This is a genomic window from Haloarcula halophila (genome assembly GCF_029278565.1).
Lineage (GTDB): Archaea > Halobacteriota > Halobacteria > Halobacteriales > Haloarculaceae > Haloarcula > Haloarcula halophila.
The window spans coordinates 229,904-245,108 of record NZ_CP119561.1 but is presented as its reverse complement, the minus strand read 5'-3'; the positions used below and the strand labels follow the sequence as shown (position 1 = coordinate 245,108).

Here is a 15,205-nt window from a genome sequence, read left to right as displayed (position 1 = left end):
ATGCCGTTCACAATCGATTTCCTCGACGACGGTCGCGTCATAGAATGGGACGCAACAGCCGACGGTACTGTCGCAACCGTGCGCGATGACTACACCCCACGCTTCTATGTCGCCCCTCGTGACCCCGATGTCGACCTCGACCTCACCGCACTCCAGTCCGTGTATGAGAACCATCCGGACGTCGTCGCGACCGAGAGGGTTTCACGACGGTCTGGCTTTCGACGGTACGAAGAAGCCGTCCTCGCCGTCGGTGTCACCCATATCGGCTGCGTCACCTCGCTTGCTCGGCAAGCACGCCAGCTGTCGGACTATCCGATTGGGGATCTCGCCTGCTTCAACGTGGACTTCTCACGAGAGTTCCGGTACTGTCTGGAGACCAGGACTGATCCGACCCCGGCGAGTGAACTGTCGACGCTCCGGCTCGGCGTCCCGGTGACCGAAACGAGCAACGATGTGTACGGTGAGCTGTCCGTCGGCGGAGACACCGTCGCTGGCTCACCCAGGGAGCTTGTAGCCGCCGTCCAGGCAGCCCTCGAGACACACGATCCGGACATTTTGGTCTGCTCGACGAGTGAGATCATCCCAACCCTCTACGAGATGGCGACCGAGGCCGGCGTCGACGATTTCACGCTGAGTCGGTGGCCAGATGTGGACTATCAACAGCTGGCGAGTCGGTCGACGTACTCAAGCTACGGTCGCGTCGGTCACTCCCCGGCACGATACAACGTGCCCGGACGGGCCATCATCGACGAGTCGAACACGTTCTTCTACGGGGAGACGAACCTCGATGGCGTCCTCGACCTCGTGTCGCGCTCGAAGAAACCGGTTCAGGAACTTGCGTGGACGTCGATCGGGAACGTCCTTACGGCGATTCAGATCTGTGAGGCCCACAATCGCGGTGTCCTCGTTCCGTGGAACTCCTGGCGTCACGAGTTCTACAAGCCGATGGGAACGCTCCACGATGCCGACCGTGGTGGCTTCATCTTCGCACCCGAGGTCGGCCTCCACGAGAACGTCCACGAACTCGATTTCTCGAGCCTGTATCCGAACATTATCTGTACCCGGAACGTCTCACCAGATGTCATCCGCTGTGACTGCCACAGCGACCGCAACGATGTCCCTGAACTCGGATACTCAATCTGCGACGAGCAGGGCTACCTCGTCGACGTGCTACAGCCGATCATCGACGCTCGCGACGAGATCAAGGCGGCAATCCGGCGCGAGACGAATCGGGACTACCCTGACGAGGACCGACTGGCAGAGCTCGAGGGGCGGTCGGGAGCGCTGAAGTGGATCCTTGTCGCCTGCTTCGGCTATCAGGGGTTCAGCAACGCGAAGTTCGGCCGCATCGAGTGCCACGAGGCAATCAACGCATTCGCTCGCGAGATACTGCTGACGGCGAAACAGCGGCTGGAAGCCGGCGGCTGGCGCGTCGTCCACGGTATCGTCGACTCCATTTGGGTGACCCCAGACCCCGACGTTGACGACAAAGATCGTGAGGACCTCGAGGCACTCGCAACGGAAATCACCGAGCGCGTCGAGATTCGGCTCGAACACGAAGCCCATTACGAATGGGTGGCGTTCGTCCCGCAGCGCGAGAGCGACGCCGGTGCGTTGACGAAATATTTCGGGAAGGTCGCCAACGAAGACGAGTTCAAAATCAGAGGCATCGAAGCCCGGCAGCGGTCGACCTCGCCGTTCATTGAGGACATCCAGCGGGACTGTCTCGAACGGTTCGACGCGACTCGATCTCCGGACGCCGTACTCGCCTGTCTCCAAGACGCCATCAAGCGCCTCCACGCTGGAACGGTGCCGGTCGAGCAGCTCGTCGAACGGAATCGTGTCTCCAAGCCGCTGGAGGGGTACACACAGAACACCCAGAACGTGGCGGCGCTGAAGCGGGCTCGGGAGCAGGAGCTGGCTGTTCACCCAGGACAGGACATCGAGTACGTAGTCGTCAACGACGAGAAGACCTCGCGAGAGCGGGTCGCGTTGGCTCATGAGGAGATCGAGTCGTACGATGCGTCGTATTACGAGACGCAACTCGTCAGAGCTGTCGAGAGTGTGCTGTCGCCAATGGGATGGAATCGGTCAAAAATTCGCCGAGAACTTGCGGAGACACGGGTACCGGAGTTGACAGCGTTCGCGAATACGGAGAGAGATTAACCAACATAAGGATCGTCCAGAACGAACTTGTTGGTTAATTAGGATCGACACAAGACCGAACCTCCACACCCCGGTTGCGATATGAAATCGAGAAGACCACAACCATGTTCCTATGTAACACACCTCGCTCAGAATTAATACACCCCGAGTCATGAGGAGTAATTAGACTCACAGACGAGGTGCTTCGACATGCTGACTGCTAAACCCACCCAACGGCCCGCTTCCCTGCCGATAGCCGTGGGTGGCCCGTGTTTGCTACACGGTCAGCGTGTCGAACCGGACAGTACGCTCCGGATGGAATCTGACGTCGAGCAATTCGACGCGATTCCGTCCGGCGATATCCGGACTACTTCGCCCGCATAACGCGGCCCCTCACGCGGACTACCCGTTCGGGGCCGGGGAACACGGGCCTGCCGCCTGCCACACTCCACACAGCCTGCTCTATCACGGGTGGACTGTCTGGGTGCTACTCGCGGCACAGTGATCCAGTCCGCATCGGATAGCGGTGCGGACGTGTGGCCGTTGCGGGCTGCCCGCTCCGCGGTCACGAATACACGACACCCACAGATAGCGGCGCCTCTGTGAAGCCCCGGAGTCCCCGCTGGCGAGGGACGCGGGACTTTGAATCCCGAGGTCGGGAGTTCGATTCTCCCCGGGGCGATGGCCGTCGCGTGCCGACGTGGTGTAACTCGGAAGCATACGGCCCTGTCACGGCTGCGATTCGGGTTCAAATCCCGACGTCGGCGTTCCGATCGGATGCCCATCGAGGCAGGCACACGCGGTCGACACGATGTCGACGGCGATGGACCCGGAAGGGTCTGCAACCTGCATGAGCCGGTGTGGCATTCGAGACTGCGCAGGCAGTCAGAGTACGCCCCCGCGAGGTCAGGAGCGCAGTCACTCCTGGCCTCGCACCCACAGACGAATAGACACACAATTGCTTTCGGGTCGATGGTCTAGCGGTCGAAGATCCGTGCCTTGGGTGCACGAGACCGAGGTTCAACTCCTCGTCGACCCATCTGCCGCGATGGTCTAGCCTGGTCGGACGCCTCCCTGCTACGGAGGTATCCCGAGAGGGATTCCCCGGTTCAAATCCGGGTCGTGGCGTCCTGCTGGAAAGCAGGGTTGAGGAACACCCCTCTTTCGAGGTGAGACAGGCAGACAGGTGACTGCACTCGATTTGAGATCGAGAGCCGAGAGGCTTCGGAGTTCGACTCTCCGTCTCACCGTGTGGCGGGGTTCCCCTAGTTCGGCCAAGGGGCCGTGCTGGAACCACGGTGCCTGCGAGGGCACGGGTGTTCAAATCGCCCTCCCGCCGTGTGGGCAGGTAGTTTAACGGGAAAACGGCCGCCTCCAGAGCGGACGATGGTCGTTCAAATCGATCCTTGCCCATCTCCGCGGTAGCCAAGCGGCCAACAGCGGCGGGCTTAAGACCCGCTGAACAGCTCTTCGAGGGTTCGAATCCCTCCCGCGGAACTGCGTCGCCATACCCAAGTGGTCAACGGGGCACGGTTGAGGGCCGTGTGTGCAGACTATCGCAGGTTCGAATCCTGCTGGCGACATGCCAGTCACGGTGCTGGCTCCGATATTGTGCGTCGCCGTACCCAAGTGGTCAACGGGAGGCGGCTCAGAACCGCTGGCGTAGGTCCTGCCGAGGTTCGAATCCTCGCGGCGACATGCTGCGGGATTGGGTAGCCTGGTCGATCCCGGCTGGCTCATAACCAGCAGACCCACGTTCGAATCGTGGTCCCGCAATCGCAGTTTCGACGACAAATCCTCCTGGGGCCCCCTAGCTCAATTGGCAGAGCACCCGCTTGCTCACGGCTTCGCCGTTCGCTATCCGCGGTTCTCGCTCCGCTCAAACCGCGCGCCGCAAGCGGGCGACTCCGGGTTCGAGTCCCCTAGGGAGTCCATCCACTTCCCGTGGTCCAGCGGTCGATGACGCCGCCCTGTAGAGGCGGAGACGCACGTTCGACTCGTGCCGGGAAGATCTGGCAGTTAGCTGTTTACGCAGTCAACCGCCGCTGTGGGACGGTGGAAGAGCCTGGTTCACCAACTCTCTCAACGGGTTTTCACCGGAAATCCGGTGCGACGCTGAGAGTTCCTTCGTCACACTTCTAACGTGGTCACGCAGGTTCGAATCCTGCCCGTCCCATCTGCTCCAGTGGAGTAGCGGGCAAACTCGCGGCCCTCTCACGGCCGAGCCCCCGGTTCAAATCCGGGCTGGAGCATTGGCAGACAGTCCAGTGGAGTGGATGTGCCGCTCACATCGGCAAGATCGCAGGTTCGAATCCTGCTCTGCCAATGCAGGCGCGTAGCTCAGTGGTCAGAGTCCCTCGCTGATAACGAGGTCGGCAGCGGTTCAAGTCCGCTCGCGCCTATGCGTATCGGTGGTCCAATTGGCAAGACACCAGCCTTCCAAGTTGGTGACCCCGGTTCGATTCTGGGTCGATACACTGTGGGCCCGGAGCCTATGAGAACAGGCAGCCGGCTTTTAATCGGCAGATAGCGGGTTCAAATCCCGTCGGGCCAGTCTGCCGGGCGGTCCCGCATGGTGCGGGAGGGTGGCTGTTACCCACCTTGTGTGAGGTTCGATTCCTTGGCCTGGCGTGGGGACCTGCACTCTCCCCATCTCCTCACCGCCCTGTCTTCGTGCCACGGTGGCAGAGTGGTCCAACGCACCCGCTTGCAGAGCGGGAGATCGTCGGTAAGAAAACCGTTCGCGGTTTTCGAGCCCTGCCAGTCGCGCACAGCGAAGCGAGCACGTCTGGCAACGGTTCGAATCCGACTCGTGGCTTGCTCCCGGAGTCCCCGCTGGCGAGGGATGCTACCCTTTCGAGGTAGAGGCCAAGGGTTCGATTCCCCTCGGGAGCATCGCGGAACGATAGCGCAACTGGGAGTGTCCCGGTCTGAAGAACCGGCGTGTCCAGGTTCCAGTTCTAGTCGTTCCATGCGCCCACAGCGAGTGGGCGCGCTGTGGCCGGGTTGGGGTAACTGGCAACCTTCGGCCCTGTGACGGACGAGCAGCGAGTTCGAGTCTCGCACCCGGCCTTTGCCTGTGTGGCGTAATCGGCAGCGCACGTCCGTGGTATGGACGCGGTCCAGGTTCGACTTCCGGAAGACTGCGTCTTCCGGCCCTTGCAAAGTCTTCGACTTTGCTCAGTCCTGGCACAAGCTTTCGGGACACCGTCGAGGTAGTGGGTTACTTCCTCTTGTAAGGAACAGCAGCTCACCCACCACCGACTTTCCGGTGTCCCACCATTCGTTGGTGGCCGTCGAGACGGAGTATTCCTTCCTCAGGCATCCAGCGGGTTCGACTCCCGCACCGCTCCGTCGGTTTTCCGGCCTCCACTCAGTCATGGCGACTGTCGAGTCGAAGCGTTCCTTCGAACTGGTATACATCAGGTTCAAGTCCTGACGGTAGGCTCCGGCCTATCGTGACGTCCGGGCAAAAGGATCGTCCCGACACCGGACCCGCTTCGATAGTTTTCCCGTCGCCACCATTCAGTCGGTGGTCGTCGAGTTGGAGCGTTCCTTCGCCCCTCAAGCGACAGATCCGGGTTCGAGCCCCGGGAGCGGATCGGCCGCTCTGGTGGAACTGGTACCACGGTATTTCTCGCTCCAACGATTTTCCGACCACTGCCTGTCCCTGTAGCTCAGTCCGGAACGAGCACCGGCCTTCGAAGCCGGGTGTCACAGGTTCGAATCCTGTCAGGGACGTTCTCCGCTCGTGGTGAGCGGGCCTTGGCGTCGACTGTTGCGACGCCAGTGATAGCATGGAGCTGAACGATACGAAACAGACGGTCACGGAGGCGACACGCACCACCAACCACGAGGGCGGTGAGGCGTTCCAGCTTGCGGACCCACGACTCGCACTGTACAAACGAACGATCAACCAGCTGCTGGAGGACTCGTACTACGAGGACGACACTGAGCATCTCCAAGCGGTCATCGAGCGGTTCGACGCCACAGCATCCGAGGACCCGGAGTTCATCCTCAAACTCGCCGCGTACGCCCGCCAGGAGATGCACCTGCGGGATATCCCCCAGGTCCTGCTGGTGCTCGCGGCCAACGACGACCGCTTCAAAGACGACTCGGACGAGTCGCTCATCCGAGCATGGACGCCGGCCATCGTCCAGCGAATGGACGAGACCGCGACGGCGCTGGCCGTCCACGACAACCTGTTCGCCGGGACCGCGCCCTGGCCGCTACGGCGCGGTATCGAGGACGCGCTGGTCGGGATGGCAGACGCGTACACCCTAGAGAAGTACGCACTTCCACGTCGTGAGGTGACGCTGCACGACGTGTTCAACCGCATCCACCCGACGCCCGCCGACGAAGAGCAAGAGGAATTGTTCGAGCGGTTCATGCGCGGAGACCTCGACGACTACCCGGAGGTCGATCCCCTGCCGTCGCCGAACACGTGGGAGACGGTCATCTCCGAGCAGGGGAACACGGCCGAGGCATGGGAGCAACTCATCGAAGATGACGAGTACTCTCTCCCGATCTTCGCCACGATCCGGAACCTCCGCAACATGCTCGACGCCGGCGTCGACGAGGCAACCATCATCGGCCACCTCGATCTGGAAGCAGTGCGTCGGGCGCCGCTGTACCCGTTCCGGTACTACCAGGCGTACAAAGCGCTCCAGGACGCAGGGCTCGATTCGCCTGCAGTCGAACGCTGGCTGGAACAGGCCGTCGACGTGGCCGTCGAGCACGTCCCTGACGGGCTCGGCGACACGTTCGTCGGCGTCGACCTCTCCGGGTCGATGACTGCGACACTCTCCGATCGGAGCACTCTCCAGCGCAAGGAGATCGGTGCGTTGTTCGGTGCGGTGATGGCCGAGCAGGGCGCTCGTATCGGCGGGTTCGGGTCGGATTTCCAGCAGGTGTCAACGCACGTCGATACGCCGGTGCTCCAGCGCCAGCGGGCAGCCATGGGCATCGATACTGAGGTCGGGAACTCGACGAACGGCTGGAAGGTCCTCGACTACCTCCGCGAGGAGCACATCGAGGTCGACCGCGTCGTCCTGTTCACCGACATGCAGATCTGGGACTCGACGGTCCAAATGGTCGATGGCGACCGGACAGTTCGTGATGCGTTCGAGGCATACCGCGAGGAAGTCGCGTCGGAGACGGCGCTGTACATGGTCGATCTTGCCGCGTACGGCGACCTCGTGACACCGGAGGGCTACGAGGACGTCTACAACATCTCGGGCTGGTCGGAACAAGTCCTAGAGTTCATCGGCTACGCCGAGGAGCCAGGGCAAGTCATCGGCGAAATTGCGGCGTACGACCCATCCTAACCCACTTATTGCAGTTTCTGCGCGAGTAGTGTAGTCTGGTCGATCACGCAGCCGTGCCATGGCTGGGACAGGTGTTCGAATCACCTCTCGCGCATTTGGAGTTTCCTGATGGAACGCTCCTGCCGGGTCAATTCACCAATGGAGGCGACAATGACACTCACCAATGACACTGAAACGAATCAGACCACGATGACGGTAACTGTCCGCGTTCCGAACGGGACGGACGGTGACCTGCTAACCGACGCTGAGCGGCGACTCTCTCGTGCGGATGGTGTCTCTGGTGTCACTGCTGGGGAAATCAAGCAGCTTCAGCCCGGCCTGTCGGCGACGGATGTGACCGTCGAAGTCACCATCGAAACGACGGGGACACAAAGTCCTCGATCAGTTGTGGAGTCGCTTGAGGCGCTCACCGGTATCGAGGTTAATGTCCAATAAGCTCTGACCAGACCACACCACTATTTTCGAAGCTTCGACCAGTATGCAGTCAGTGTTACCAAGACACTATTCGCTGTGTGGTCATTCCGCAGTTTTGCATGGGAGAATCGGGCGAAGGAGTTCTCCAATCGGTCTGCGAGAAAGAAACAAAGTGAACCCCACAATGTCCGCCGTTCTTTTGTCAGCCTATACGAAGGGCGAGAACGGATGAGGGCAGTCCAGGATCAGGAATTCGGACCCCACTATGTCCGCTGTTCTTATCGAACCCAGGAGAAGGATTGCAGTTTATCCTGATCAGGTATATTCCGAGAGAGTCGTCTCCTGGTCGACCATCTGAGCAACGGATTCGTGGATTCCGACCTGTGCAACTGTTTCCTCGAGAGCAGTCAGAATCATTTGAGTATCCATATCAAGCGAATATTCCCGATAGGTCCCGCCACGGCGCCCCTCGTTTCGCTCAACTGCGGAGATGATTCCGAGCATAGAGAGTTCGCCGAGATGGTCCCGCATCCGGCGTGGAACTAATGGATCAGCGCCGACTTGCTCAGCAAAGCTCGTATATCGGGGGCGAACGTCACGAGAGCGCACGGGCGTTTTCCCCTGTTGCTCGAGCGTGAGGAGGGCGTAGAGAACAAGGTGTCCGTGTTGGGTAAGGCCGGAAATACCTTCACGAATCCGTCCGCGCTCAAGTTCTTCGCGGGCGTCACGAACAAGATTGTCGGTGATGGTGTCAGTGTCGTGATCACGAGCCAAATCCCCGGCTTTCATCAGTAAGTCCAGAGACTGTCGTGCGTCACCAGCGTCTTTCGCGCCGTATGCAGCACACAGCTCAACTACGCCGTCGTCAATGACTCCCTCGTGAAAGGCAACTTCGGCCCGCTGTGAGAGAATTTCAATCAGTTCGTTCGCATCATATGCTGGGAACTGGAGTTCTTCTTCGCACAGTGAACTCTTAACTTTAGGAGAAAGGTCATCGCGAAACGAGAAATCATTAGAAATCCCAATTATTCCGATTTTTGCCTCGGTCAGGTTGCCGTTAGCCCTAGCCCGGGGGAGTTGGTAGAGTATGCTGTCGTCTTCGATATGATCGACTTCGTCTAATACGATAATGATGGTTCCACCACACGCATCAAGTTCCGACCAAAGCATATCATACACAGTCGCTCGCGGATATCCAGTAGTCGAGATTTGGTTTGAGTCGGCGCGAAACTTGTTGACGAGTCGGGTAGCGATTTGATAACTGCTGGAGAGTCCATCACAGTTGAGGATCTTCACGGTCAGCTCAATGTCATCGTACTGGGCGGCGTCTTCGATGAGATGGTCCAAGAGGAATCGAGTCCCAGCAGTCTTCCCAACACCGGTCTTCCCGTAAAGGAAAATATTGTTGGGTTGCTCACCGTTGATCACCGGCTGGAGAGCTGTTTTATATCGCTCAAGTTCCTCATCGCGACCGACGAGTTTAGCCGGTTGGTAATCCTCTCGAAGGGCATCGCGATTACGATAGATCTCGGTATCCCGTTCAAACATGCCCATTTAGCGAACACATTGAAGAGCAGGATAATAAAACCACCCTGTCCGCAGTGTCCGCTGTTTCCGCTGTTCTGAGAGTATAAAAGAACGCCGAACACTCTCACCCCACTATGTCCGCAGTAATCGTGGAAAAGGGTGGCCCTTGTTTTCAACTCCACCCCATCTTACTAGTTTATTAAAGATAGGTTTATATTATAGCGGTTTGTACTTACCGAAAAATTTGTTATACTTGTAGTGAGCGGACTACTGTCCGTTCTTTTTGTCCACATTCATCGGAGTTCCCCTCTTTCTTACTAGAGAACAGCGGACACGGTGGGGTGGGGGTATCCCTCTACGCTTGGGTCTCCATTTTTTTACTGAATCCATATAATGGAAAGTCAGTCGCTCTCTGGATGCTCTCTTCTATCAATAGCACCCCATCGTGTCCGCTGTTATTTTGTTATCTTTTCTATCGGTGCATCAGGAACGGCGGACACAGTGGGGTGCTCTACAAGGCTATCTCGGTATTTTTTCGTCCCCTGGCGTCAACTACACTAATACAGGCTCTCCTACCTATTGTCTCCACACAGCTATTCAAGCAAGGATCTACACCCCACCATGTCCGCAGTTCTTCGACTGCCATTCACTGATCGTTATCGAGAACAGCGGACACAGTGGTGTGTTCAGTCGTCCGAGTTGACTGGCCCTTTGTACTTGGATGTCACCGTATCACCTTCTCGCCACTGCCAGTAGTAGTAGCGGTTGTCGTTAATCTCCTTGATCGTGATCGTCGCCTTCGACGGGACGTCGTCCGGAAGATCGTCTGGCCGCTCGTCAATCTCGTCGTCCTCGGATTCCTCAAGACGGGCCTCACGAGCTTTGTGCTCTGCCAGTTCATCGGCGTAGCGTGCGACGTGCTGGAGCTGGTCGTAGCCGTTGAGTGTATTGACGAGATCTGTCGGGAGTTCCGCTGGCGGTGTCGGTGGCTCATAGGACATCAGCGGTCGCCTCGTATTAACCAACAAATCGCGCATGAAAAGCATTGTTGGTTAATCAAGATCGATCCTGACATATTTAATATATTTAAGTATATGCAACTGAATTGCTGACTCCGATTCGAATTTTTGCCCTCCTGGGGAGGTGGAGAGGATCTTGACATGACCGAATCGCTCCAATCCTTCAGTAGTATCGACAGCGACGCAGACCTCAGTCCCGACGCAGAGAGCGTTGCCCGGTGTGCCACGATTGCCAGTGCGCCCGATCGAGACGGCGTCGACTGGGCAACCCCTGACGAGGACTGGGGGCTCACAACTCGACGACCACTGACCTCGATCAACACCTCGGCGGGCCGTGCTCGCCCCCAGCAGACGCGGTGGGTGATCGAGGGCGACGTCGGAGCCTATGTTGCCACGCACGGCGACGGGGACCTGCTCGAAATCCCGGAAACGTACGGGGAGTTCAGCGAGATCGACACGCAGGTTGCCTTCGTCGACGGACGCAGCGAAGACTACGGATTCGGCATCGACGGACAGGCGGTCGAGAAAGCGCTTCGAGTGCTCACTGGCGGGGGCCGCTACAAGGCCAGCCAGTACACTCTCATTCCCTGTGGCCGCCAGCCCTGGGTGCTGACCGGGCCAGAAGGGACGCTGCTGTGCAGTTGTATGCCAGTCGACCGCCCAGAAGATGGTGGGCCGACAACCCAGGTCGCAACGTCTGCAGGCACCATCGAGATCGAAGAAGACGACCCGAAAGTTCTCGCTGGCGCCGCACGCTTCGTCGAGTTGCTCGCAGACGTCGACGGCGCAGTGGCCGACCACTGCACCTACGACTCGCTCCGCGGGCGGACTCGCCACACCTTCGTCGACAAGGACGGCGAGGAACGGACGATCGACGCTCCCGACCTAGCCCAGCTGGCCAGTCTGGTAACCGACCCATCCGTGATCCAGGGCACCATCGGGCGTGGCATCCAGCCACCGACCAGCGGAGAGCCGATCGTTGCCGAGTGGGACGGTCTTGACCATTCCGTCGACGACCGCGTCGACGGCGAGATTATCGCTGGCTACGAGTTCGGCTGGGAGCAATCCGACGACTGTCTCGAAGCCGTCGCGACCGTCCGAGAGTACCGCATCAGATCGAGTTACTCAACGTGGACGGTTGACTACCGAACCGATCGGCTCGCTTCGGTCGTTCCTTAGCCCGCCTCCCGTTTTGTGTTCCCCTCCGGGAAGTGGAGGGTATTCGAAATGTCACAGTCCTCAGCAGCGTGTGGAACCGACACGACGACCGACAGCCCCGACGTCAGCGGGTCCGAAGCGTCCTCGACGAGCGACGAGCCAGACGGCCTCGATACCGAGGACCTGTTCACGTTGGATTCGCCCCGACATCTCCGGATTAGCGGCGAAGTCCAGGTGTTCGATCAGATCTTCACCGCCGCCGGGGCGGTTGCGGACGAGGTTCGAGTTGGTGTGTCGACGTCGACGCTCGCGATCAGGGCGGGCGACGTCATGAACCACCTGATGGTCGACCTGAGTGTCGACGGAGACTCTTTCGAGACGTTCACGGCGGGTCCGGGGACGCTGGGGGTGGCTGTCGGCCGGGTCCGAGAAGCACTCTCGATCGGGGAACCGGACGACCTCGCGCAGTTCTCTCTCAAAGCCGCAAGCGGGGCGCTGGAGATCACGATCAACGGAATTTCCCGAACTGTGGACCTCGAACCAGTCGAGTCGCTTCGCCATCCACCGAATATTCCGCCCGTGGAGTTGCCAGCGACGGCTCACTTCGACCAGGGGGACTTCGAATTTGCACTCAAGGCAGCAAAGAAGGCCAACGACCGGTTCGATCTGATCGTCGACCCCGACGCTGCCGAACTCCGATTCGAGGCTGTCGGAGACACCGACAGCATGGTCTATCGGCGGGAGGCGACCGATCTGGTTGCATTCGACCCCGCTGACGTCCAGGCGGCGTTTGACGCCGATCTGGCCACATCGGTGAGCAACGGGCTACCAAGCGGGACCAACCGTGTTCTGCACATCGGCGACGACGTGCCACTCGTCGTCAAGTCGCAATTCCCCGACGCGGACGGAGCCTGCCAGTTCATCATCGCGCCGAAACTGCCCGATGAGTAGCTGAGTGGCAGTTTTTCTCCGGAAGCAGTGGTGTGTCTAACCAACACTGGATCCTGTTGGTTAATCCGATTTTCTGCGCCCCTGGCGGGTGAGGGGCAACCCTCGTGAGCACGATGGATCCTGCAATGCCAGACTACGAGCGCTTCGAGCGCCGACAGATCGCACAGGACCGCGACCGACAGCGGCCAGATACCGTCGAAATCGACGAGCAACGAGCCCGCGACATTGTCCAGCGGCTAGCCGACCAAGGGACGGTCTCGTTCATCCCGGGAGCGGGGGTCATCTGTCACGATCCGTCGGGCAAGCTATTCGAGTCTAACACTGCGCTGGCGTGCTTCCACAAGGGGTGGATGGCAGCCGAAACCGAGTAAGCAACAACACTGTCTGTACTGTTTTCTTCATCTCTTCACCGGGCAGTACAGTCCATAGCGATACCAATCGAGACGAGAAGAACGATGGAAATGCCACAAAGCGTATACGAACGGTGACCGTTGTCAATCTAATGTCCCTAATAGTGCCGTTCCGTGAGAAACCGTCCCTCCGTCGGCCAGGAATAGCCCTTCTCGGCCTGCTGACCATGGTCTTGATCGGTGAGTGGCTGCTCACGATCGCTGTCGGTGGTGTTCGCCAGGGATCCTCGGATTTCCCGGTGTGGCTCCCTGAGCTCGGATCAATCGGTGAGACGATTGTATTCTATAGCACGCTGTTCGATGTCCTGAAATTCGTTGCAATCCCGGCGGTCCTCCTGTGGCTTGCCTACCAGTACGGTCGTTACTCGATCGGTACCTAAGCACGTCTACCAAACAGTAGAATCACTCACCCAACTCTGAAACAAGACGGCTGCAGCAATAACGACTTATTCAATTAGCCGTGATTCAGTCAATACAGGGTACGTAGTGAGCAATTGAATAAAACCGATACGATTCCAATTTGTTACCAATAAGCCATCTGTTTTGATCATATAAAATAAAGCAGGGGTTATCCCCAGTCACAGAGTAACAGGATGTTGGAACAAGGTCGCCTCTGACAAGCGCTACGATTCAGAACTCATAGCGTTGGTATCATAATCCCAGCTGAAACGGAAGAACGGACACTGGGCCATGACCGTGAAGCATGGGACAGAGTCTGCTTTTCCGCCCACACCCCCCATTATAATAGGATGCGCAGTTCCACTCGTCTCTTGAAAACCTAATACCAAGGGAGTCTGTAGCCAATACGCACACCTACTGAGCAGCTGGTTCGTCCCAGTAGTTCTGAAAACAGCACTGTTCTCTGACAGCCTGAGCCAGCTCCCTCAAGCAGTACAGCAGCGGGATTTTCTGCCCCCCAGGGAAGGTGCGGGGTCGTGCCCGAGAGCGCGATCCGACACAGAACGATGTCGACGATACAGAGCAACCTCCCCGACCAGGAGCACAGCCAGCAGACCACTCTCTTCGACGGTTCGGACAGCCGTGCCGACGACATGCGCGAGCGCCTCAACGGGTGGGTCGAGGACCTTGCAGACCTCACCGACGAAGCCCAAGCCAGTGAGAAGTTCCAGCGCTGGCTGGACGTCCAGTCGAAGTTCCACGACTACTCGGCCCGGAACACGCTGCTCATCAAGATGCAGTGCCCCGAGGCGACCCGCGTTGCGGGGTACAACACCTGGAAAAACGAGTTCGACCGCTACGTCCAGGAAGGCGAGTCGGCCATCTGGATCTGGGCACCCATCATCACCAACAAGTGCCCAGAGTGCGGGAACTCGCCGTCCTACCACGAGAACACTGACTGCGAGTACGACGAGACCGACCCCGACGAGTGGTCCCGTGGACTGGTCGGGTTCCGGCCAGCCAGCGTCTTCGACATCTCACAGACCGACGGCGAGCCACTGCCCGAACTGGAGACCGAGACACACGGCGACCCGGCGGGACTCGTCGAGGACCTCCTGGCTGCGACCGACGAGATCGGCGTCGACGCCCAGCTCGTCGACTCCGACGAGTGGGACCACGGGTCCGCAAAGGGCGTCTGTTCGCGCCGGAGCGTGACAACGACCAATCCCGTGGTCGAGGTGGAGCACCAGGACAACCGGGCCGCGGTCGCGAGCGTGTTGATTCACGAGTTCGCCCACGCCCAGCTCCACTTCGACGTCGAAGACGGCACGGAGCGGGACAAGCGTGAGGTCGAGGCCGAAGCCGTCGCCTACATCGTCTGTCGGCACTTCGGGCTGGACCCGGACAACTCGGCGTTCTATCTCGCTGCCTGGGATGGGGACGCAGCCGAGACGCTACGGGACCGGTTGGATCGCATCTCCTCAACAGCAGCGGACCTCATCGACGCTGTCGAAAACGACTGATCGGCGCCCTTCCGATACGTCGTTGAATTGTATATCGAGTCTGCCAGTGTTTCGATAAGTGAAACCGACACAAGGCTTAGGTTTCACTCCATCCACTCTGAGCGTGGAAGGGTTTTGTCACACGCTCCTTCCATCTTTCCCCTTTGCATGACTTCGGATGATCCGATCTTGGGTACGTGTCCGGAGTGTTCCGAGCCAATTCCAGCGGCGTGGCTGCTGATCGAATACGAGAAAGCTGACGGAGACACTGGCGTGTGGGCTGAATGTCCAGCCTGCGAGACTGTTGTTAGGCCGGTGTAAGTGACCTCCTCCGCGCCCTGAAGGGCGCGGCT

At 59.2% G+C, this 15,205-nt stretch carries 11 protein-coding genes and 20 tRNA genes; 29 read left to right on the top strand and 2 right to left on the bottom strand.

Annotated features, from left to right (window positions below):
* From P0204_RS19760 to P0204_RS19650, 23 genes are all read left to right on the top strand, one after another.
* Positions 1-2,166 (top strand): type B DNA-directed DNA polymerase, encoded by a 2,166-nt coding sequence (locus tag P0204_RS19760; protein ID WP_276224109.1) that lies wholly within the window; start codon positions 1-3, stop codon positions 2,164-2,166.
* Between the two features lie 585 nt (positions 2,167-2,751).
* Positions 2,752-2,827 (top strand) — tRNA-Gln (locus P0204_RS19755).
* 12 nt (positions 2,828-2,839) lie between these two features.
* Positions 2,840-2,912 (top strand) — tRNA-Asp (locus P0204_RS19750).
* Between the two features lie 199 nt (positions 2,913-3,111).
* Positions 3,112-3,184 (top strand) — tRNA-Pro (locus tag P0204_RS19745).
* Between the two features lie 3 nt (positions 3,185-3,187).
* Positions 3,188-3,273: transfer RNA gene (locus tag P0204_RS19740), tRNA-Ser, on the top strand.
* 125 nt (positions 3,274-3,398) lie between these two features.
* Positions 3,399-3,484: transfer RNA gene (locus P0204_RS19735), tRNA-Ser, on the top strand.
* A 3-nt stretch (positions 3,485-3,487) separates the two neighbouring features.
* Positions 3,488-3,558: transfer RNA gene (locus tag P0204_RS19730), tRNA-Trp, on the top strand.
* 2 nt (positions 3,559-3,560) lie between these two features.
* Positions 3,561-3,642 (top strand) — tRNA-Leu (locus tag P0204_RS19725).
* 4 nt (positions 3,643-3,646) lie between these two features.
* Positions 3,647-3,728, top strand: a tRNA-Leu gene (locus P0204_RS19720).
* Positions 3,729-3,760: 32 nt separating this feature from the next.
* A tRNA-Leu gene (locus P0204_RS19715) sits at positions 3,761-3,843 on the top strand.
* A 3-nt stretch (positions 3,844-3,846) separates the two neighbouring features.
* A tRNA-Met gene (locus P0204_RS19710) sits at positions 3,847-3,921 on the top strand.
* Positions 3,922-4,083: 162 nt separating this feature from the next.
* Positions 4,084-4,156, top strand: a tRNA-Tyr gene (locus P0204_RS19705).
* 38 nt (positions 4,157-4,194) lie between these two features.
* Positions 4,195-4,321: transfer RNA gene (locus tag P0204_RS19700), tRNA-Arg, on the top strand.
* 3 nt (positions 4,322-4,324) lie between these two features.
* Positions 4,325-4,397: transfer RNA gene (locus P0204_RS19695), tRNA-Glu, on the top strand.
* 1 nt (position 4,398) lies between these two features.
* Positions 4,399-4,471, top strand: a tRNA-Val gene (locus P0204_RS19690).
* Positions 4,472-4,474: 3 nt separating this feature from the next.
* Positions 4,475-4,547: transfer RNA gene (locus P0204_RS19685), tRNA-Ile, on the top strand.
* A 3-nt stretch (positions 4,548-4,550) separates the two neighbouring features.
* Positions 4,551-4,622: transfer RNA gene (locus P0204_RS19680), tRNA-Gly, on the top strand.
* Between the two features lie 342 nt (positions 4,623-4,964).
* A tRNA-Glu gene (locus P0204_RS19675) sits at positions 4,965-5,040 on the top strand.
* A gap of 105 nt (positions 5,041-5,145) precedes the next feature.
* Positions 5,146-5,217 (top strand) — tRNA-His (locus P0204_RS19670).
* Between the two features lie 594 nt (positions 5,218-5,811).
* Positions 5,812-5,886, top strand: a tRNA-Arg gene (locus P0204_RS19665).
* A 56-nt stretch (positions 5,887-5,942) separates the two neighbouring features.
* Entirely contained in the window at positions 5,943-7,472 is a 1,530-nt protein-coding gene (locus tag P0204_RS19660; protein ID WP_276224108.1) for a TROVE domain-containing protein, read from the top strand.
* 19 nt (positions 7,473-7,491) lie between these two features.
* Positions 7,492-7,566: transfer RNA gene (locus tag P0204_RS19655), tRNA-Gly, on the top strand.
* 14 nt (positions 7,567-7,580) lie between these two features.
* Positions 7,581-7,907 carry a hypothetical protein gene (locus P0204_RS19650; protein WP_276224106.1) on the top strand — a complete coding sequence of 109 codons (327 nt, stop codon included), beginning with the start codon at positions 7,581-7,583 and terminating at the stop codon, positions 7,905-7,907.
* A 294-nt stretch (positions 7,908-8,201) separates the two neighbouring features.
* Here P0204_RS19650 and P0204_RS19645 read toward each other — a convergent pair whose 3' ends face one another.
* A complete protein-coding gene (locus P0204_RS19645) occupies positions 8,202-9,440 on the bottom strand; it encodes an orc1/cdc6 family replication initiation protein (RefSeq protein WP_276224104.1) in 1,239 nt (412 codons plus the stop codon).
* Between the two features lie 659 nt (positions 9,441-10,099).
* Positions 10,100-10,414, bottom strand: a complete 315-nt coding sequence (locus P0204_RS19640) for a DUF6788 family protein (RefSeq protein ID WP_276224102.1) — start codon at positions 10,412-10,414, stop codon at positions 10,100-10,102.
* Positions 10,415-10,573: 159 nt separating this feature from the next.
* Here P0204_RS19640 and P0204_RS19635 point away from each other — a divergent pair, with 159 nt between their 5' ends.
* The 6 genes from P0204_RS19635 to P0204_RS21280 all read left to right on the top strand — a co-directional run bounded on the left by P0204_RS19635 (position 10,574) and on the right by P0204_RS21280 (position 15,173).
* The gene (locus tag P0204_RS19635) at positions 10,574-11,611 is read left to right on the top strand and encodes a hypothetical protein (RefSeq protein ID WP_276224100.1); all 1,038 of its coding nucleotides are present in this window, start codon (positions 10,574-10,576) and stop codon (positions 11,609-11,611) included.
* Positions 11,612-11,659: 48 nt separating this feature from the next.
* Positions 11,660-12,541 carry a beta clamp domain-containing protein gene (locus P0204_RS19630; protein WP_276224098.1) on the top strand — a complete coding sequence of 294 codons (882 nt, stop codon included), beginning with the start codon at positions 11,660-11,662 and terminating at the stop codon, positions 12,539-12,541.
* A gap of 113 nt (positions 12,542-12,654) precedes the next feature.
* Positions 12,655-12,912: a DUF8069 family protein gene (locus P0204_RS19625; RefSeq protein ID WP_276224097.1), complete on the top strand. Its 258-nt coding sequence runs from the start codon at positions 12,655-12,657 to the stop codon at positions 12,910-12,912.
* A gap of 131 nt (positions 12,913-13,043) precedes the next feature.
* Positions 13,044-13,331 carry a hypothetical protein gene (locus P0204_RS19620; protein WP_276224096.1) on the top strand — a complete coding sequence of 96 codons (288 nt, stop codon included), beginning with the start codon at positions 13,044-13,046 and terminating at the stop codon, positions 13,329-13,331.
* A gap of 585 nt (positions 13,332-13,916) precedes the next feature.
* Positions 13,917-14,873 carry an ArdC-like ssDNA-binding domain-containing protein gene (locus P0204_RS19615; protein WP_276224094.1) on the top strand — a complete coding sequence of 319 codons (957 nt, stop codon included), beginning with the start codon at positions 13,917-13,919 and terminating at the stop codon, positions 14,871-14,873.
* Positions 14,874-15,020: 147 nt separating this feature from the next.
* Positions 15,021-15,173 carry a DUF7837 family putative zinc-binding protein gene (locus tag P0204_RS21280; RefSeq protein ID WP_465260847.1) on the top strand — a complete coding sequence of 51 codons (153 nt, stop codon included), beginning with the start codon at positions 15,021-15,023 and terminating at the stop codon, positions 15,171-15,173.
* Positions 15,174-15,205: the final 32 nt, after the last annotated feature.